12 protein-coding genes, 1 tRNA gene and 2 rRNA genes (1 of these 15 only partly in view) are annotated in these 18136 nt (G+C 63.9%); 7 read left to right on the top strand and 8 right to left on the bottom strand.

Annotated features, from left to right (window positions below; all coding sequences use genetic code 11):
• Positions 1-123 precede the first annotated feature (123 nt).
• Both I6L33_RS08130 and I6L33_RS08125 read right to left on the bottom strand, forming a co-directional pair.
• Entirely contained in the window at positions 124-2280 is a 2157-nt protein-coding gene (locus I6L33_RS08130) for an AsmA family protein (RefSeq protein WP_216973868.1), read from the bottom strand.
• Positions 2281-2470: 190 nt separating this feature from the next.
• On the bottom strand, positions 2471-4618 hold the full coding sequence (locus tag I6L33_RS08125) for a prolyl oligopeptidase family protein (RefSeq protein ID WP_216973867.1): 2148 nt from the start codon (positions 4616-4618) through the stop codon (positions 2471-2473).
• A gap of 234 nt (positions 4619-4852) precedes the next feature.
• Here I6L33_RS08125 and I6L33_RS08120 point away from each other — a divergent pair, with 234 nt between their 5' ends.
• The 5 genes from I6L33_RS08120 to I6L33_RS08100 all read left to right on the top strand — a co-directional run bounded on the left by I6L33_RS08120 (position 4853) and on the right by I6L33_RS08100 (position 9148).
• Complete coding sequence (locus I6L33_RS08120) at positions 4853-6064, top strand: threonine synthase (protein WP_216973866.1); 1212 nt, start codon at positions 4853-4855, stop codon at positions 6062-6064.
• Entirely contained in the window at positions 6061-6726 is a 666-nt protein-coding gene (locus I6L33_RS08115; RefSeq protein WP_216973865.1) for an amino acid ABC transporter permease, read from the top strand. The genes I6L33_RS08120 and I6L33_RS08115 overlap by 4 nt, the downstream gene beginning before the upstream one ends.
• Positions 6727-6894: 168 nt before the next feature.
• Positions 6895-7557, top strand: a complete 663-nt coding sequence (locus I6L33_RS08110; protein WP_216973864.1) for an amino acid ABC transporter permease — start codon at positions 6895-6897, stop codon at positions 7555-7557.
• The gene (locus I6L33_RS08105) at positions 7554-8315 is read left to right on the top strand and encodes an amino acid ABC transporter ATP-binding protein (protein WP_216973863.1); all 762 of its coding nucleotides are present in this window, start codon (positions 7554-7556) and stop codon (positions 8313-8315) included. Before I6L33_RS08110 ends, I6L33_RS08105 begins: the two co-directional genes overlap by 4 nt.
• Entirely contained in the window at positions 8312-9148 is an 837-nt protein-coding gene (locus I6L33_RS08100; protein WP_216973862.1) for a transporter substrate-binding domain-containing protein, read from the top strand. Before I6L33_RS08105 ends, I6L33_RS08100 begins: the two co-directional genes overlap by 4 nt.
• Before the next feature lie 308 nt (positions 9149-9456).
• Here I6L33_RS08100 and I6L33_RS08095 read toward each other — a convergent pair whose 3' ends face one another.
• Together I6L33_RS08095 and I6L33_RS08090 are read right to left on the bottom strand one after the other, a co-directional pair.
• Positions 9457-11403 carry a MacB family efflux pump subunit gene (locus I6L33_RS08095; RefSeq protein ID WP_367948488.1) on the bottom strand — a complete coding sequence of 649 codons (1947 nt, stop codon included), beginning with the start codon at positions 11401-11403 and terminating at the stop codon, positions 9457-9459.
• Positions 11404-11405: 2 nt separating this feature from the next.
• Positions 11406-12563 carry an efflux RND transporter periplasmic adaptor subunit gene (locus I6L33_RS08090; protein WP_216973860.1) on the bottom strand — a complete coding sequence of 386 codons (1158 nt, stop codon included), beginning with the start codon at positions 12561-12563 and terminating at the stop codon, positions 11406-11408.
• Positions 12564-12724: 161 nt separating this feature from the next.
• Here I6L33_RS08090 and I6L33_RS08085 point away from each other — a divergent pair, with 161 nt between their 5' ends.
• Together I6L33_RS08085 and I6L33_RS08080 are read left to right on the top strand one after the other, a co-directional pair.
• Positions 12725-13405 (top strand): response regulator transcription factor, encoded by a 681-nt coding sequence (locus I6L33_RS08085; RefSeq protein ID WP_010635066.1) that lies wholly within the window; start codon positions 12725-12727, stop codon positions 13403-13405.
• Positions 13402-14685 (top strand): ATP-binding protein, encoded by a 1284-nt coding sequence (locus tag I6L33_RS08080; protein ID WP_216973859.1) that lies wholly within the window; start codon positions 13402-13404, stop codon positions 14683-14685. The genes I6L33_RS08085 and I6L33_RS08080 overlap by 4 nt, the downstream gene beginning before the upstream one ends.
• A gap of 29 nt (positions 14686-14714) precedes the next feature.
• On the opposite strand, the gene I6L33_RS08075 is transcribed toward I6L33_RS08080, so the two are convergent.
• From I6L33_RS08075 to I6L33_RS08060, 4 genes are all read right to left on the bottom strand, one after another.
• The gene (locus tag I6L33_RS08075) at positions 14715-15215 is read right to left on the bottom strand and encodes an NUDIX domain-containing protein (protein ID WP_254204965.1); all 501 of its coding nucleotides are present in this window, start codon (positions 15213-15215) and stop codon (positions 14715-14717) included.
• A gap of 355 nt (positions 15216-15570) precedes the next feature.
• Positions 15571-15647, bottom strand: a tRNA-Asp gene (locus I6L33_RS08070).
• Positions 15648-15741: 94 nt separating this feature from the next.
• Positions 15742-15856: ribosomal RNA gene (rrf, locus tag I6L33_RS08065) — 5S ribosomal RNA — on the bottom strand.
• 83 nt (positions 15857-15939) lie between these two features.
• Positions 15940-18136 (bottom strand): 23S ribosomal RNA (locus tag I6L33_RS08060); it runs 692 nt beyond the window's last position.

Genomic DNA, 18136 nt, shown 5'->3' with positions numbered 1-18136 from the left:
TACCATCTTTGTCCGGCCCAAACACCCCTCTCTTTTGCTACCGGCGCGTCCCCGCCTCCCGGCCAAAACGCACAGAGCCCGCACGGGGCGGGCTCTGCATGGCGATAAAACAACAGGGCTAGGCTATTTGAACAGGCCCTTGAGTAGCTGATCGGCCACCCCCTTCACCCCTTCGTTGTCGGCCTTGTCACCCAGCAGCTTCTTGAGACCGCGCTCGGCCTCCTTGCGGGCCTTCTCCTCCAGCAGCTTGTTGTTGCTGAGCAGTGCTTTCACATCGAGCCGGTAACTCGGCGCCTGCCAGTGGCCGCCGATACGCACCGGTATGGTGATGTCCTTGAGCTCGTCCACATCCTTGCCCCCCTGCCCCTTGCTGCTCTCCACCACTGAGGTGAGGAACAGGAAATCGAGGGTCTCCGGCACCAGAGCGGTCTGGCCCTGCCCCTTCACCCGCAGGGCGGGCGCGAACAGCTGGATGTCGTCGCTCTGGGCGACCCCGTCGGCAATCCGGAAGCTGGCGGTGAGGGCGCTGAAGTCGGTCTTGCGCGCCTCCTTCACCTGATCCGCCCCCTTGCCGGTCAGGGTGGCCCGCGCCTCGCGGATCATCTCCGCCAGGTTGATGCCGTGCAGGGCGCCATCGCTCAGCTTGAGGTTCACCTTGCCCTGCATCCGGCTGCGCAGCGCCAGTTCGGAGAGGCCGGCCCCCTGCACCTCGACCTCGAGATCCCCCTTGCCCTCCAGCAGATCGGTCTGGGCCAGGGTCTGCAGCAGCGGCCGCACATCGACCCCCTGTACCCGCTTGTGGGCCTGATAGCGAGCCGGCTTTTGCCGTGCATCGAGCACGCCACTGGCGGTCACCTTGCCACCGGCCACGCCGGCGCTGAACTGCTTGAGGGTGAGCTGGCCACCGGCCAGGGCGAGCTGCAGGTCGACGGCGCTCAGATCCAGTCCCTTCAACCGCACACTGCCCAGCTGCAACCGGCCGGCCAGATCCACCGCCTTGAGGGCGGTCAGGTCCGGTTCGGCCGTGGAGAGCGCCTTGGCGGCGGGGGCGGCGGCCTGCGCCGTCGTCCCGGCCGGGGCTGCAGCGCCCGAACTGGCCGCGGCGGGTGCGGTCTTGGCCGGCTGACCGAGCCAGCCGTCAAGATCCAGCTTCTCCCCCTTGAGGTCGAATTCCACCCTGGGCACGGCGCCCAGCTGCACGCTGCCGTTGCCGCTCAGCAGGGCGTCATCCACCCCCATCACCAGGTTGGTCAGGGTCACTCTCTGCTTGTCGAGCTCGGCACGGGCAAAGCCCGCCAGCTTCACCAGCAGTTGCGGGCGTGGCAGGGCATCACCAGTGAGTTTGGCGGCCAGCACGGCATCCGACACCTCCAGCAGTTGTCGGTTCTCATCGAGCCGCGCCTTGAGGGTGCCCTCCAGGGTGCCGGCCAGGGTCGGCTTGTCCGCCGCCCCCTGGGCGCCCTGCAAACTGAGCGTGAGGCTGCTCCACTCCCCCAGCGCCAGCCGATCGGCCTTGAGGGAGAAGGCGTCGAGCCGCTGCACCGGATCCTTCAGGCTCCCCTCCAGGCTGAGCTCCTTGAGCTCGCTGCGGCTCTCATCCTGGGCCAGCTTGAGCTGGGCCTGCCCCTTGAGATCAAATGCCAGCACCCCCTGGGCCCCCTTGGCGGCCAGGGTCACCGGCACCCACTGATCCACCACCAGCTGGCCCAGGTTCAGGTCCAGTTGTTCGAGGCGGGAGACTGTGCCGTTGCGATCGTCCTGCAGCAGGGCGCTGGCCTGTTGCAGCTCCACCCCTTGCAGGCTGATCTGCCAGGGTTGCTTGTCACTGGCGGCCGGGGCAGCCGGCTGACTCTCGCCCGCCGGCGAGGCATCCGCCCCCTGTTTGGTCGTCTTGATGAGATCGCTCAGGTTGGAGCTGCCGTCAGCCTTGGTCTGGATAAACAGGTGGGCACCGCTCAGGGTCACCTTGCCTATCTCAAGCTTGTGGGAGAGCAGCGGCAGCAGGCCCACCGAGGCCTCCCCGCGCTCGAAGCGCACCAGGTCGGGCTCGGCGAAACCGGCGGGGTTGCGCAGCGCCACCTTCTCGAGGGAGAGGCCAAGGCTCGGCCAGAAGCGCCAGCCGATCGCCCCCTCCATCACCAGCTCGCGGCCGGTGCTTTTGCGCACCTGCTCCACCAGCTGAGGCTTGAACTGATTGGGGTCGATGAGGGACACCAGGGCGGTGATGGCCACCACGGCCGCCAGCGCCAACCCCAGCAGGATGTAGATGATCTTCTTCACGATGGGCTCCTTGAATGCGGATCTTGTGACTGACTATACCACCGGGGGGGATAACAGATGGGGCCCGTCTGCCAAAACGGGCCACCGGCGAGACAGGGATGGTCGCAGGTCGGCGTTCAAACGCGCGGCAATGAAAAGGGCCCCGCAGGGCCCTGATGATAGTGGATGGCTGACGCCCGTCTCGCCCGGATCAAGGCTGACGCGGCAGCTCCCGGTAGCCCATCTCGTACAGGGTGAAGGCATAGATGTCCGCACTCTGCTCGATCAGCTTGGCCACCGGCGTGCCCGCCCCGTGCCCGGCATTGGTCTCGATGCGGATGAGCTGGGGATGGGGGCCCGCATTGTCGGCCTGCAGGGTGGCGGCAAACTTGAAGGAGTGAGCCGGTACCACCCGATCGTCGTGATCCGCCGTGGTCACCATAGTCGAGGGGTAGCTTACCCCGGGCCGGACATTGTGCAGCGGCGAGTAGCCCTTCAGGTAGTCGAACATGGCCTCGCTGTCGGCGCTGGTGCCGTAGTCATAGGCCCAGCCCGCCCCGGCGGTGAAGGTATGGTAGCGCAGCATGTCGAGCACCCCCACCGCCGGCAGGGCGACCCGCATCAGATCCGGCCGCTGGGTCATCACGGCCCCCACCAGCAGACCGCCGTTGGAGCCACCGCGGATCGCCAACCGATCGGTGCGGGTGTAGCCCTCGGCCTTGAGGTACTCGGCCGCCGCGATGAAGTCGTCGAACACGTTCTGTTTGTTCTGCTGGGTGCCCGCCAGGTGCCAGGCCTGGCCGTACTCACCGCCCCCGCGCAGGTTGGCCACCGCATAGACGCCCCCCAGATCCAGCCAGTTGGCCACCGACACGCTGAAGCTCGGAGTCAGGCTCACGTCGAAGCCGCCATAGCCGTAGAGGATGGTCGGGTTGCTGCCATCGAGTTTCAGCCCCTTGCGGTAGCTGATGATGAGCGGCACCCGGGTGCCGTCCTTGCTCTGGTAGAAGCGCTGCTCGGAGACGTAATCCTCTGGCTTGAACGGCGCCGCCGAGGCGCGATAGAGGCTGATGGCGCCGCTCTTGGGCTCGAACCGGTAGAGTGTGGGCGGCTGGGCATAGTTCTCGAAACCGAAGTAGAGTGCGGGATCATCGTGCTTGCCGTTGAAGCCGCTGACGCTGCCAAGGCCGGGCAGCGCCACCTCGCGCACCCGCTTGCCCTCGTAGTCGAACTGCTCGACCCGGGCGGTGGCATCCACCATGTACTCGGCAAACAGATAGCCGCTGCCGCTGTGCACCGTCAGCACCTGCTGACGCTCGGGGATAAGGTCGCGCCAGTGGGCCGGCCCCGGGTTGGCGGCATCCACCGTCACCAGCCGGCGGTTGGGGGCGTCCCTGTTGGTCAGCAGGTAAAGGGTGCTGCCCTTGTTGTCCACCAGGCTCACATCCGCGTCCAGATCCCCCTGCACCGTCAACAGCGGCGCGTTCTCCTGGCTCAGATCCTTCACATAGAGGCGGTTGCCGGAGGTGGAGTTCGCCGCCGAGATGAGCAGGAAGCGGTCATCCTCGGTGACGGTCGCCCCCACGTAGCGGTGGTGCTGGGCCGGGATGGCGCCGAACACCAGCCGGTCATCCTGCTGCGCCGTGCCGAGCCGGTGGAAATAGACCTTGTGCTGATCGGTCCTGGCCGACAGCTCGCTGCCGTCGGGCTTGTCGTAGCTCGAGTAGAAGAAGCCCTCGTTGCCAAGCCAGCTGATGCCGCTGAACTTCACATCCTTGAGGGGCGCCTCTAGCGGCTGCTTGCTCTCCACGTCCATCAGGTGGATCTCGCGCCAGTCGCTACCCGCCAGCGACAGCGAGTAGGCCAGGATGCGGCCATCGCGGGAGAAGCTCAGCTGATCCAGTGCCGTGGTGCCGTCGGGGCTGAGGGTATTGGGATCGAGGAACACCTCGGCCGGCTTGCCCTCCTGCTGGCGCCACAGCACGTTCTGGTTCTGCAGTCCGTCGTTCTTGAAGAAGTAGTGGTAGCGCCCCTCGCGAAACGGCGCCCCCTCCTTGGCGTAGTTCCAGGAAGCGGCCAGCTTCTCCTTGATAGCGGCGCGATACGGGATCTGTGCCAGATAACCCTGGGTCACTGCATTCTGGGCCTTGACCCAGGCTTCGGTCTCGGGGCTGCGGTCATCCTCCAGCCAGCGATAGGGGTCGGCCACGGCCTGACCGAAGTAGTGATCCACCTGCTCACCCTGGCGGGTGACGGGGTAGTGAAGGCGCGCTTTCCCTGACATGGCATCCTCTCTGGTTGGCTGGCCGCTGCACGCACAGAGCAGTGACAGGGCCAGCAGGCTGACAATCGCTCGCATCGATGCGGCTCCCTGCAATTTCGGTGAAGCGGGCAGGTTAGCAAAGAGTGCCGGATGGCCCAACCCCCCAGCGGGTGACCAGGCGACATGAGCGGGAAACCGCCACAACCCGGAACAAGCGGAGTCATATGAATTTTTTCGCTTAGGTTTGCCAGTTTATTTTGTTTGTTATCCGGCACTTGGGTCACAGGATGGAATAAGACACCAGCCAACGTGAGCCATTCAGGATAAAGCATGCCGTACAGCTACCTATCACATCTGCGTTGCAGCAAGACCGGCGAGGTTGTGGATGCCGATCAGCCCCAGCAGCTGAGCCCGGTCGGCGCCCCCTTGCTGGCCAGCTACGACCTAGAGGCCCTGAAGCAGGCCTGGCATCCGGCCGCCCTGCTGGGTCGCCCCGCCAGCCTGTGGCGCTACCACGAGCTGCTGCCGGTGCGCGACCCCGCCCAGGTGGTCACCCTGGGGGAAGGCTTCACCCCGCTGTTGCCGCTGCCGCGCCTCGGCAAGCAGGTCGGCATTCCGGATCTCTGGATGAAGGATGAGAGCCTCACCCCCACCGGCTCCTTCAAGGCCCGCGGTGCCGCGGTCGGCGTCTCCCGCGCCCGCGAACTCGGCGTCAGCCACTTCGCCATGCCCACCAACGGCAACGCCGGTGCGGCCTGGGCACTCTACGGCGCCCGCGCCGGCTTGCGCAGCACCATAGTCCAGCCGCAGGCAGCCCCCGCCATCACAAGGCTGGAGAGCGCCCTGGCCGGTGCCCGCCTCTATCTGGTGGACGGCCTCATCAGCGACGCCGGTCGCCAGGTGGCCGAGGCGGTGGCGCAGCAGGGGCTGCTTGATGCCTCCACCCTCAAGGAGCCCTATCGCATCGAGGGCAAGAAGACCATGGGGTTCGAAATCGCCGAACAACTCGGCTGGACCCTGCCGGACGTCATCCTCTATCCCACCGGCGGCGGAGTCGGCCTCATCGGCATCTACAAGGCACTGCGGGAGTTGCAGGAGCTGGGCTGGGTGCAGGGGCCGCTGCCGCGCCTGGTGGCAGTGCAGGCGAGCGGCTGCGCGCCTATCGTCCAGGCCTGGCAGCAGGGGGAGCGCGAATCGCGCTTCTGGCCCGACTCCCAGACCCTCGCCTTTGGCATCAACGTACCCAAGGCGCTGGGGGATTTTCTGGTGCTGGACGCCCTCTATCGTACCGAGGGCTGCGCCGTCGCGGTGGAAGATGGCGCCATCCAGCGCGAGCTGCGTCAGCTCGCCTCCCAGGAGGGCTGCTTCGTCTGCCCGGAAGGGGCGGCCGCCTTCGCCGCCGCCCGCCAGCTGCGGGAAGCGGGCTGGATCCAGGGGGGCGAGCGGGTGGTGGTACTCAACACCGGCGCCGGCATCAAGTACCCGGACGCCATCACGGTCGTGCCCCAGCGGCTGCGCCGCGACGGGAGGATCCCGGCATGAGCTTCGACTGGTCTTTTGTCCTCACCACCCTGCCGGCGTTCGGCCAATCGGTCTGGGTCACCTTGCAGCTCGGCGCCATCGTGATCCTCACCTCGCTCGCCGTGGCGCTGCTCAATGTGACGCTGCAAAGCCTGCATCGACCCTGGCTGAACGGGGTGATCCGCGCCTATGTTGAGCTGGCCCGCAACACGCCGCTCTTGATCCAGCTGTTCTTTCTCTACTTCGGGCTGCCGGCGCTCGGCCTGTCGCTGTCGGGCTTTGCCACGGCGGTGATCGCCATGACCTTCCTCGGCGGCGGCTACCTGACCGAGGCGCTGCGGGCGGGCATTCAGGCAATCCCCCCCAGCCAGCTGGAGGCGGGGCGAGCCATCGGCCTCTCCCGCTGGCAGCTGCTGCGCCACGTGCAGCTGCCCCAGGCCTGGCTCGCCAGCCTGCCGGCGCTGTTTGCCAACTTCATCTTTCTGCTGAAAGAGACCACGGTGGCCTCGGCGGTGGCGGTGCCGGAGCTGCTCTACACAACCAAAAACTACATCGCCCTCTACTACAAGACCTACGAAATGCTGACGGTGCTGACCTTGATGTGCGTGCTGATCTTTCTGCCGCTGTCGCTCGCCCTGCGGGTCGTTGAAAGGAGGCTGCAACATGGTCAGTTCGGTCATTGAGCAACTGATGCAGGCATCGATCGTTCTGCTATCGCTATCACTCGTCACCGAAGCGCAGGAAAGGAGGGATCAATATGGTCAGTTCGGTCATTGAATCGCTGATTCAGGCATCGATCGTCCTGCTACCGCTATCACTCGTCACCAAGGCACAGGAAAGGAGGGATCACTATGGTCAGTCCGGTCACTGAGCAGCTGACGCAGGCGCTGCCGCTGCTGGCGGTGGGCGCGGGTCAGACCCTCGCCATCTCGCTGCTAGCCATCCTGTTCGCCACCCTGGGCGGGGTCGGTTACGGCGTGCTGGCCCAGCAGGGGGGAAGGCTGACTCGGGGAGCACTACGGGTCTATCTGGAGCTGTTTCGGGTAGTGCCCGTGCTGGTCTGGCTATACCTCTTCTACTTCGGGCTGCCGATCTTCTTCGGCCTGGACATCCCAGCCTTCTGGTGCGCCGTGCTGGTGCTGGCCCTGTGGGGCGCCAGCGAGGTGGGAGAGGTGGCGCGCGGTGGCCTCAACTCCCTCGCCCGCGGCCAGCAGGAGGCCGGCCTGGCGCTCGGGCTCTCCCGCTGGCAGCTCTATCGCCACGTGCTGCTGCCCCAGGCGCTGCAACGGCTGACGCCGCCCACCATCAACATCTACACCCGCATCATCAAGACCAGCTCGCTGGCGGTGCTGATCGGGGTGGTGGAGGTGATCAAGGTGGGCCAGCAGATCATCGAGCGTACCTATGGCTCGCTGCTCATCTACGGTCTGCTGTTCCTGTTCTTTTTTCTGGTCTGCTATCCGCTCTCGCTCGCCTCGCGCCGGCTGGAGCAACAATGGGGTAATGCGGTATGACACCTCTGCTTGAGCTCAATGCTGTCAGCAAACAATTCGGCCAAAACCGGGTACTGGATGAGGTCAGCCTCACGGTGAACCCGGGGGAAGTGATCGTCATCCTGGGGCCGAGCGGCTGCGGCAAGAGTACCTTGCTGCGCACCCTCAACGGGCTCGAACCCATTCAGGGGGGCGACATTCGCTTCGACGGAGAGTTTCTGGATGCCAGCACCGACTGGCAGCGGCTGCGCCAGCGGATCGGCATGGTGTTCCAGAGCTATCACCTCTTCCCCAACCTGACGGTGTTGGAGAACGTGCTGCTCGGCCCCTTTCAGGTGCAAAAACGAGAGCGGCAGGAGGCCCTGCTGCAGGCGGAACAGCTGCTGACCCGCATCGGCCTGTGGGAGCGGCGCCACGACTATCCGCGCCAGCTCTCCGGCGGCCAGCAGCAGCGCATCGCCATCGTGCGGGCGCTCTGCATGAACCCGCAGGTGATGCTGTTTGACGAGGTGACCGCTGCGCTGGATCCCGAGATGGTGCAGGAGGTGCTGGAGGTGATCCGCGATCTCGCCGGCAGTGGTATGACCCTGCTCATCGTCACCCACGAGCTGGTGTTCGCCCAGGCGGTGGCGGATCGCATCGTCTTCATGGACGGCGGCCACATTCTGGAGCAGGCCGCCCCCCATCAATTTTTCGAGCACCCGCGCAGCCAGCGTGCCCGCCAGTTCCTCGCCAAGTTTTCTTATACAACTGTCATCAAACGAAAGGAGTCAGCATGAAAAAAATCACCTCGGTTCTGTTCAGTGCCTTGCTGGGACTGGGTCTCGCCAGCGGCGCCGCCCATGCGGCGGACGGTTCACTCGACAAGATCAAGGCCCGTGACAAGCTCATCGTCGGCGTCTTCACCGACAAGCCCCCCTTCGGCTATGTGGACGAGAAGGGCAACTACATCGGCTTTGACACCGACCTCGGTCGCCGTTTCGCCAAGGACCTGCTGGGGGACGAGAACAAGGTCGAGTTCGTGGCGGTGGAGCCCGCCAGCCGCATCCCCTTCCTGCAAAGCGACAAGGTGGATCTCATCCTCGCCAACATGACGGTGACCCCGGAGCGGCGGCAGGTGGTGGACTTCACCAACCCGAACCTCAAGGTCGCGGTGCAGGTGCTGGTACCGGAGAAGAGCGCCGCCAAGGGACTGAACGATCTCGCGGACAAGACCCTGATCGTCACCACCGGCACCACGGCCGACATCTGGCTGACCCGCAACCACCCGGACTGGAAGGTGCTCAAGTTCGAGAAGAACACCGAATCCCTGCAGGCACTGGCCCAGGGCCGCGGCGACGCCTACGCCCAGGACAACCTGGTGCTCTTCAGCTGGGCCAAGGAGAACCCGGGCTATCGCGTCCTGCCCGAGAAGCTGGGCTCGGAAGACCCCATCGCGCCGGCGGTGAAGAAGGGCAATATCGAGCTGCGTGACTGGGTCAACGACCGTCTCGCCAAGCTGGGGGAAGAGAAGTACCTGCTGAAACTCTATGACCAGTATGTGCGCGACAAGTTGAGCGCCGATACCAATCCCGACGACGTGATAGTGGAAGGAGGCAAGTGGCAGGGCTGAGCCTGCCGAGAGAAGTGCTGAGAGTGTGATGTGTGTGAAATCTTGGTTCCGTTGGTCCGCAAACCGCAAGGTTTGACCTTTCAGGCGTCCCCCTCGGGTGGCGCCTTTTTTTCGCATGGGAAAAAGAACCGGGCCAGGGGCCCGGTTGAAAACCCGCGCAGAGCAGGCTGTGTCACGTCGATGACACGGTTCAGGCTGCCGGACTGGCACGGGATGCCGTCCGGCCAATTCGCCGCGCCACCGGGGGCGGGATGAGCCCTCGGCAACGCCGGCGAATGGGGTGGCGCAGCGGGCGCCGAAGATAGTGGCTACTCCCGCTCCAGGGCGTGGATGGGGTCCATCCGCGCCGCTCGCCGCGCCGGGAAGAAGCCAAACAGCACGCCGATGAGGCTCGAGCAGAAGAAGGCCATCAGCACGGCGTCCAGGGAGTAGCTCAGGGTAAACTGGCTGCTGAAGTGCTCGAACAAGACGCCGACCAGCAGGGAGAGCAGCACCCCGGCCGCCCCGCCCAGCAGGCAGACCAGCACCGCCTCGATCAAGAACTGCTGCAGTATGTCGCCGGTTCTGGCCCCCACCGCCATCCGCACGCCGATCTCGCGGGTGCGCTCACTCACCGACACCAGCATGATGTTCATCACCCCGATACCGCCCACCACCAGGGAGATGAGCGCAATCATGGCGATCAGCAGGGTCAGGGTGGCATTGGTGCTGGTGATCGCCTGACGGATGCTGTCGGTGTTGAGCACGAAGAAATCCTGAGCGCCGTGCCGTTCACGCAGCAGGCGGGTGATGCCATCCTCGGCGGCGGCCAGCGCCACCTCGTCCTGCACCCGCACGCTGATGCTGCGCAGGTGGCTCTGGCCCAGCATCCGCGTCATGGCCGTGGTGTGGGGGATCCAGACGTTGAGGTTCTCGTCGCTGCCAAAGCCGCTCTGGTTGCGGGCCACCACCCCGATCACCCGGCACGGCAGGCTACCCAGCAGGATCACCTGACCGAGCGGCGACTCCCCCGCGGCAAACAGGCGCGCCAGGCTGTTCTCGTCGATCACCACCTCCTGCGCCATGTCGGCCACGCTGGTGGCATCGAACAGCATGCCTTGCAGCAGTCGATAGCCGCGCACCTGGAAGAACTGCTCCCCCACCCCGTTCACCGAACCCAGCACCGCCTGACTGCCCCGGCGCAGGGTGACGCTGGTGGCCAGGCTGGGGGTCACGCTGTGCACATAACCAAGCCCGGCGAGGGCCTCGGCGTCCCCCACCCTGAGGGTCTGGACTGCGTCGGCCCGCCGATCGCCGAAGCCGCTGCCGGGGAAGATCTCCAGGGTGCTGGTGCCCATGGCGTTGATGTTGGCCAGCACCTGCTGCTGGGAGCCGCGCCCGAGCGCCACCACAGACACCACGGCGGCGATACCGATGATGATGCCGAGCATGGTGAGGAAGGTGCGCATGCGCTGGGCCTGCATGGCCAGCAGCGCCATCTTGAAGGCGGCGCCGAGCCGCCCGGCCAGACCACCGCGCGCCCCTTCGCCGGCCCGGGACCCAATGCGTGCGGAAAGCGGCTGTGCCGACTCGCGACGACGGTCGGCCACCACCTCGCCATCTTTCAGCTCGATGATCCGCTCGGCCTGCTCGGCGATCGCCATGTCGTGGGTCACGATCACCAGCGTATGCCCCTCGCGGTGCAGCCCATTCAATATGCCGAGCACCTCAGCCCCACTCTGGCTGTCGAGGGCGCCGGTCGGCTCGTCCGCCAGGATCACCTGACCGCCGTTGATGAGGGCACGGGCAATGCTGACCCGCTGCTGCTGGCCGCCGGAGAGCTGGCTCGGCTTGTAGTCGAGCCGGCTGCCTAGCCCGAGTCGCTGCAGCAGGCTCTCGGCCCGCGCCTTGCGCGCATCGCCGGCCAACCCGGCATAGAGGGCGGGCAGCGCCACGTTGTCGCGGGCACTGAGATCCCCCAGCAGGTGGTAGCGCTGAAAGATGAAGCCGAAGTGCTCGCGGCGCAGGGTCGCCAGCGCATCGGCCGTCAGCCGGCTCGTCTCCCGTCCGGCCACCCGGTAGTCGCCCTCGCTCGGCTGATCGAGGCAGCCCAGAATATTGAGCAGGGTCGACTTGCCGGAGCCGGAGGCGCCGACGATGGCCACCATCTCGCCCCGCGTTATGGTCAGGTCGATGCCCTTGAGCACCTCGACGCGCCGCTCCCCGTCGCCAAAATGGCGGCGGATACCGCTCAGTTGCAGCAGTGGTTCTCTCATCATCACATCCCCATGGGCGGACCCATCCGCCCGCTCTGCTGGTGCTGGGCCGTCAACTGGCTCACCACCACGGCCTCCCCCTCCGCCAGCCCGTCCAGGATCTGGGCATCCACCTTGTTGTTGAGGCCGACCTTCACCTGCCGCCATTGCGGACGACCGTTCCCATCTACCACCTGTACTCGCCCCTCGCTCAGGGCGATGGCCGGGATCACCAGCGCGTTGCGTTCGGTCGCCAGCACAATGTGCACCTGGGCCGTCATGCCGATGCGCAGGGCCCGCTGCGGATTTTCCACCTCGAAGAGGCCGTTGTAGTAGACGGCCGTGCTGGTCGAACTGCTGGTCGTGTCGTCGTTGATGGTGTCGGGGGCGGGTTCGATGGCACGCAAGCTGGCCTGGTAGCGCTGTTCGGGCGCTCCCAGCACGGTGAAATAGCTGGGCAGGCCGGCCTTCACCCTGATCACGTCCGCCTCCGAGATCTGCGCCTCCACCGTCATGGTGTCGAGTCGCGCCACCTTGACCATGGTCGGGGTACTCTGCACCGCGTTGACCGTCTGCCCCTGCTCCACCGGGATCGCCACTATGGTGCCCGCCATGGGGGAGACGATGCGGGTGTAACCCAGATTCACTTTGGCGGTATCGACCGCGATGCGGGCCTGCACCGCCTGCGCCGTCAACGCCCGGATGTCGGCACGGGTGGCCGTCAGGGTCGCCTCCGCGCTGTCGTAGTCGGCCTGACTGCCCAATCCGCGAGCCAGCACCTTGCGCTGGCGCTCGAAGGCCAGCTGGTTGTTGCGCAAAGTTGCCCGGCGCGAGGCCAGCTGGGCCTGCACGTTGTCGAGAGCGGCTTCGGCATCCTTGAGGGCGTTCTGCTGGGTGAGATCGTCGATCTCGACCAGCAGATCGCCCTGCTTCACCTCGTCCCCCAGTGCCACGTGCAGCGCCTTGATCTGCCCCGACACCTGGGCCCCCACACTCACCAGCTTCTGGGCCTGCAGGGTGCCGTCGGCCAGCACGCTCTGCTCCAGATCCCGCCGCTCGGCCGAAGCCGTGATATAGGCGGCAGCCGGCGCCGCCCTGGAGGGCAGCCACAGCCAGCCGGCGCCGACCAGCAGCAGGGCGGGCAGCAGCAGGCGAACAACGAGAAGACGGACAGGGGTCATCGCGGATATCCTTGGCTAAAACAGAGGATGAAACAGACCCGGGCAATCTACTCCAATGTCCGGTTAAGCCTCTTGCAGGGCAGTGTAAGGATTGCGTAAAAGCAGCTGTCAGGCGGGGACAGACACGGGAAAATGGCGCCAACCCGAGACGGAGAAGAGCGATGAAGATCCTGCTGGTGGACGATGATCTGGAGCTTGGCACCATGCTGAGCGAATACCTGGGCGGAGAAGGCTTTGCCACCACCCATGTGCTGACCGGCAAGAGCGGCGTGCAGCACGCCCTCTCCGGCAACTATGCCGCCGTGGTGCTCGACATCATGCTGCCTGACCTGAACGGCAGCGAGGTGCTGCGCCAGATCCGTCGCGACAGCCGGATCCCCGTCATTATGCTCACCGCCAAGGGGGACAATATCGATCGGGTGATCGGACTCGAGATGGGGGCCGATGACTATGTGCCCAAACCCTGCTACCCGAGGGAGCTGGTGGCCAGGCTGAGGGCCGTGCTGCGCCGGGTCGAGCCGGCCCCCGCCCATCCAGGCAAAGAGCAGGGACTGCGTCTTGGCGAGCTGGTGCTCTCCCCCGCCAGCCGTCAGTGTCACTGGCAAACGCAGCCGCTGGAGCTGACCGCCACCGAGTTCAACCTGCTGGAGCTGCTGCTGCGCTCGCCGGAGCGGGTGGTCAGCAAGGATGAGCTCTCCCTGCATGGGCTGGGCCGCCCACGCGAGCCCTATGATCGCAGCGTCGACGTGCACATCTGCAATATCCGCCAGAAGCTGCAGGCCCTGGCGGGGGAAGCCGTCGGCATCGAGACGGTGCGCAGCATAGGATACCGGCTGGCATGATCCTCAAGGGGCGCCTGTTCTGGAAGATCCTGTTCGGCTTCTGGTTCACCATCATCATGATGAGCCAGCTGCTGTGGGTGGCCTTCAGCCTCTATCGCCATGAGGGACCGCCGGAGCAGCGGATGGCAAGCCAGCTGGCCGAACGCCAGCTGGAGGCGGCCGCCAGCCTGCTGCAGCGACAGGGACCGGCTGCAGTCGCAGCCCTGCAGGCCAGCTGGCCGGCCCGGGAGCGAAGGCTGCTGCAGCTTGAACCGATCACAACAGAACCAGCCACGACGCTGAGCGGCCGCATCCTGCCGGGGGCCGATGGCCAGCACTATCGGCTCGACTACGACGGCGCCGGCCTGCAGCAGTTGCTGGCCCCACCCCAGCCCCACCGCAACTGGCTCAACATGCCGCCCCCCATGTGGTGGATCGGCGGGCTTGGCGGCCTCTTCTTCAGTGCCCTGCTCGCCTGGCACCTGACTCGTCCCATGAACCGCTTCCGACAGGGGTTCGCGCGCCTCGCCCAGGGTGAGCTTGATGTGCGCCTCTATCCCGCCATGCGGCGGCGCCACGACGAGATAAGCGATGCGGCCCGCGACTTCGATGCCATGGCCGAGCGGCTGCAACTGCTGGTGGAGAGCCGCGAGCAGCTGTTGCACGACGTCTCCCACGAGCTGCGATCCCCCCTTGCCAGGCTGCAGCTGGCCATCGGCCTGGCCCAGCAGGATCCGGCCAGGATCGCGGGATCCCTGGCGCGGATCCAGCTCGAGACCCAGCGCATGGACAAGATGATCGGCGAACTGCTGACCCTCACCCGTGCTGGCCATGGCGAGCGGGATAGCGAGGAGTATTACGATCTGCAGGGGCTGGTCGACGCCGTGGTGAGCGATGCCCGCTACGAGGCGCAGCATATGGGCATCGAGATCAAAACCTGGGTGGATGAAACCCGGGAGTACACGGTCTGCGGACAGGCGGAGCTGATCCGCCGGGCTCTCGACAACGTGCTGCGCAATGCCCTGCGCTTCTCGCAGGCGGGCCAGTGCATCCACCTGACCCTGATGCAGCAGGGCAGCGAGTTCGTCATCGAGGTGGCGGATCAGGGGATCGGTGTGGATGAGAGCAAGCTCTCCAGCATCTTCGATCCCTTCGTGCGGATCGGCTCCCCCGCCGCAGGCAAGGGCTATGGGCTGGGCCTTGCCATCACCCGCAAGGCCATCCAGGCCCAGGGCGGGCGGGTCGACGCCAGAAACGGCGAAGAGGGCGGCCTGATCGTCACCCTCCACCTGCCGGGCTAGCTGCTCCGCCCTGTCATCACAGCGATCGGTTAGCCCCGCAGCCGCTGCAACTGGTTGATGGCGGCGCCGGTAGAGCGAAAGGCAAACTCGGCAGGGGCAAGGCCGGCCAGCTTGCGCCACTCGCAGGCGGCCACATCATCGGCCGCCACCACCAAAGGCTTGTCTGCCAACTCCAGCAAGAACACGGTATCGCAGGTGTGATAGATCACATCGTCATAGGGATAGACGTTGGCATAGGAGCCCAAGTAGCGCGGCGTCTCCCCCGTCAGGTTCAGCCCCAGCTCCTCCTTGAGCTCCCTCACCAAGGCTTCCTCCAACGATTCGCCGGGATCGACGAAGCCACCCGGCAGATCCAGCAAGCCCCGGCCTGGATCACAGGCCCGCACCGCGACCAGCAGCTCGTCCTGCCAGCACAGCGCCACCATCACGGCCGACGCCACATTCTGGAAATAGTGAAAACCACAGCCACAGGCGAACTCTTTCTCGCTGCGCTGTTGCAGAGATCCGGAACCACAACGCGGACAAAACATAGGGGGACTCTCATCTGACACCAAAGGCGCATTGTATGCCGAACCCCATCCCTGATGGAAAGCCTTGAGGCACAACACCCATAACGTGATAAATCAGCGGGATATAAAAGAGGAAGAAGAGGTAATAGAGAGGGAAGCAAACGAAAAGAAGCCCAGTCTTTCGACTGGGCTTCTTTTCGTGGCGGAGCGGACGGGGAGACAGACAGAGTCCGGCTCAAGCACAAGGGACAACAGACAGGGACCGAGTTGCCAGTGGCAAGTCGCAGCCCTGGCGGTTGTCCCTTGTTTCCTCATCCCGTTTGCAAAAGCCAGACAGCAAAAAGGCCTTCCCGTCAGGGAAGGCCTTTCAATTTAGTGGCGGAGCGGACGGGACTCGAACCCGCGACCCCCGGCGTGACAGGCCGGTATTCTAACCGACTGAACTACCGCTCCGCATTCGGTTAGCTTTCGCTAAATCTTTTGCCGCTTCTTCTGAGGTGTCATCCTCGCAGCCGGTCATGTCTTTCACATCACCGTTTAATTGGGTGCCTGGCAGTGTCCTACTCTCGCATGGCGAATGCCACACTACCATCGGCGCTACAGCGTTTCACTTCTGAGTTCGGCATGGGGTCAGGTGGTTCCACTGCGCTATTGCCGCCAGGCAAATTCTTCAATCTGAAAAAGCTGATTTAATTCTTCGTTCTCGGTATCTGCTACAAGCCTTAGAACACTTCTTGGGTGTTGTATGGTTAAGCCTCACGGGTAATTAGTATGGGTTAGCTCAACACGTCGCCGCGCTTACACACCCCACCTATCAACGTTGTGGTCTCCAACGGCCCTTTAGGACCCTCAAGGGGTCAGGGATGACTCATCTCAGGGCTCGCTTCCCGCTTAGATGCTTTCAGCGGTTATCGATTCCGAACTTAGCTACCGGGCAGTGCCACTGGCGTGACAACCCGAACACCAGAGGTTCGTTCACTCCGGTCCTCTCGTACTAGGAGCAACTCCCTTCAATCATCCAACGCCCACGGCAGATAGGGACCGAACTGTCTCACGACGTTCTGAACCCAGCTCGCGTACCACTTTAAATGGCGAACAGCCATACCCTTGGGACCGACTTCAGCCCCAGGATGTGATGAGCCGACATCGAGGTGCCAAACACCGCCGTCGATATGAACTCTTGGGCGGTATCAGCCTGTTATCCCCGGAGTACCTTTTATCCGTTGAGCGATGGCCCTTCCATTCAGAACCACCGGATCACTATGACCTACTTTCGTACCTGCTCGACCTGTCCGTCTCGCAGTTAAGCTGGCTTATGCCATTGCACTAACCTCCTGATGTCCGACCAGGATTAGCCAACCTTCGTGCTCCTCCGTTACTCTTTGGGAGGAGACCGCCCCAGTCAAACTACCCACCAGGCACTGTCCGCGAGCCCGATTCAGGGCCCTGCGTTAGAACATCAAACATACAAGGGTGGTATTTCAAGGACGGCTCCAGCGCAACTGGCGTCACGCCTTCAAAGCCTCCCACCTATCCTACACATGTAGGTTCAATGTTCAGTGCCAAGCTGTAGTAAAGGTTCACGGGGTCTTTCCGTCTAGCCGCGGGTACACCGCATCTTCACGGCGAATTCGATTTCACTGAGTCTCGGGTGGAGACAGCATGGCCATGGTTACACCATTCGTGCAGGTCGGAACTTACCCGACAAGGAATTTCGCTACCTTAGGACCGTTATAGTTACGGCCGCCGTTTACCGGGGCTTCGATCAAGAGCTTCGCTTGCGCTAACCCCATCAATTAACCTTCCGGCACCGGGCAGGTGTCACACCCTATACGTCCACTTTCGTGTTTGCAGAGTGCTGTGTTTTTGATAAACAGTCCCAGCCATCTGGTCACTGCGACTCCCGTCAGCTCCATCCGCAAGGGACTTCACCAACAAGAGCGTACCTTCTCCCGAAGTTACGGTACTATTTTGCCTAGTTCCTTCACCCGAGTTCTCTCAAGCGCCTTGGTATTCTCTACCCGACCACCTGTGTCGGTTTGGGGTACGATGACTTGTAATCTGAAGCTTAGAGGCTTTTCCTGGAAGCAGGGCATCAATGGCTTCCGCACCGTGGTGCGTTCGTCTCGTGTCTCAGTGTTGTGTCTCCGGATTTGCCTAGAAACACCACCTACGCACTTTCACCAGGACAACCGTCGCCTGGCCCACCTAGCCTTCTCCGTCCCCCCATCGCAATTACAAGTCGTGCAGGAATATTAACCTGCTTCCCATCGATTACGCCTTTCGGCCTCACCTTAGGGGTCGACTCACCCTGCCCCGATTAACGTTGGACAGGAACCCTTGGTCTTCCGGCGAGGAGGCTTTTCACCCCCTTTATCGTTACTTACGTCAGCATTCGCACTTCTGATATCTCCAGCATGCCTCTCGACACACCTTCGCAGACTTACAGAACGCTCCCCTACCACTCACGCTTAGCGTGAATCCGCGGCTTCGGTGCCTGGTTTGAGCCCCGTTACATCTTCCGCGCAGGCCGACTCGACTAGTGAGCTATTACGCTTTCTTTAAATGATGGCTGCTTCTAAGCCAACATCCTAGCTGTCTGAGCCTTCCCACATCGTTTCCCACTTAACCAGAACTTTGGGACCTTAGCCGGCGGTCTGGGTTGTTTCCCTCTTCACGACGGACGTTAGCACCCGCCGTGTGTCTCCCGGATATTACTTACTGGTATTCGGAGTTTGCATGGGGTTGGTAAGTCGGGATGACCCCCTAGCCCAAACAGTGCTCTACCCCCAGTAGTATTCGTCCGAGGCGCTACCTAAATAGCTTTCGGGGAGAACCAGCTATCTCCGAGTTTGATTGGCCTTTCACCCCCAGCCACAGGTCATCCCCTAACTTTGCAACGTTAGTGGGTTCGGTCCTCCAGTTGATGTTACTCAACCTTC

Source organism: Aeromonas sp. FDAARGOS 1403, assembly GCF_019047325.1.
Taxonomy (GTDB): domain Bacteria; phylum Pseudomonadota; class Gammaproteobacteria; order Enterobacterales; family Aeromonadaceae; genus Aeromonas; species Aeromonas dhakensis.
This window is presented reverse-complemented; position numbering and strand designations above follow the sequence as displayed.

What these genes read in the sequence shown, in the direction of transcription:
- I6L33_RS08125 (WP_216973867.1), bottom strand. Translation starts at nt 4,618, where the DNA reads ATGCGAGCGATTGTCAGCCTGCTGGCCCTGTCACTGCTCTGTGCGTGC.
- I6L33_RS08120 (WP_216973866.1), top strand. Translation starts at nt 4,853, where the DNA reads ATGCCGTACAGCTACCTATCACATCTGCGTTGCAGCAAGACCGGCGAG.
- I6L33_RS08115 (WP_216973865.1), top strand. Translation starts at nt 6,061, where the DNA reads ATGAGCTTCGACTGGTCTTTTGTCCTCACCACCCTGCCGGCGTTCGGC.
- I6L33_RS08110 (WP_216973864.1), top strand. Translation starts at nt 6,895, where the DNA reads ATGGTCAGTCCGGTCACTGAGCAGCTGACGCAGGCGCTGCCGCTGCTG.
- I6L33_RS08105 (WP_216973863.1), top strand. Translation starts at nt 7,554, where the DNA reads ATGACACCTCTGCTTGAGCTCAATGCTGTCAGCAAACAATTCGGCCAA.
- I6L33_RS08100 (WP_216973862.1), top strand. Translation starts at nt 8,312, where the DNA reads ATGAAAAAAATCACCTCGGTTCTGTTCAGTGCCTTGCTGGGACTGGGT.
- I6L33_RS08095 (WP_367948488.1), bottom strand. Translation starts at nt 11,403, where the DNA reads ATGAGAGAACCACTGCTGCAACTGAGCGGTATCCGCCGCCATTTTGGC.
- I6L33_RS08090 (WP_216973860.1), bottom strand. Translation starts at nt 12,563, where the DNA reads ATGACCCCTGTCCGTCTTCTCGTTGTTCGCCTGCTGCTGCCCGCCCTG.
- I6L33_RS08085 (WP_010635066.1), top strand. Translation starts at nt 12,725, where the DNA reads ATGAAGATCCTGCTGGTGGACGATGATCTGGAGCTTGGCACCATGCTG.
- I6L33_RS08080 (WP_216973859.1), top strand. Translation starts at nt 13,402, where the DNA reads ATGATCCTCAAGGGGCGCCTGTTCTGGAAGATCCTGTTCGGCTTCTGG.
- I6L33_RS08075 (WP_254204965.1), bottom strand. Translation starts at nt 15,215, where the DNA reads ATGTTTTGTCCGCGTTGTGGTTCCGGATCTCTGCAACAGCGCAGCGAG.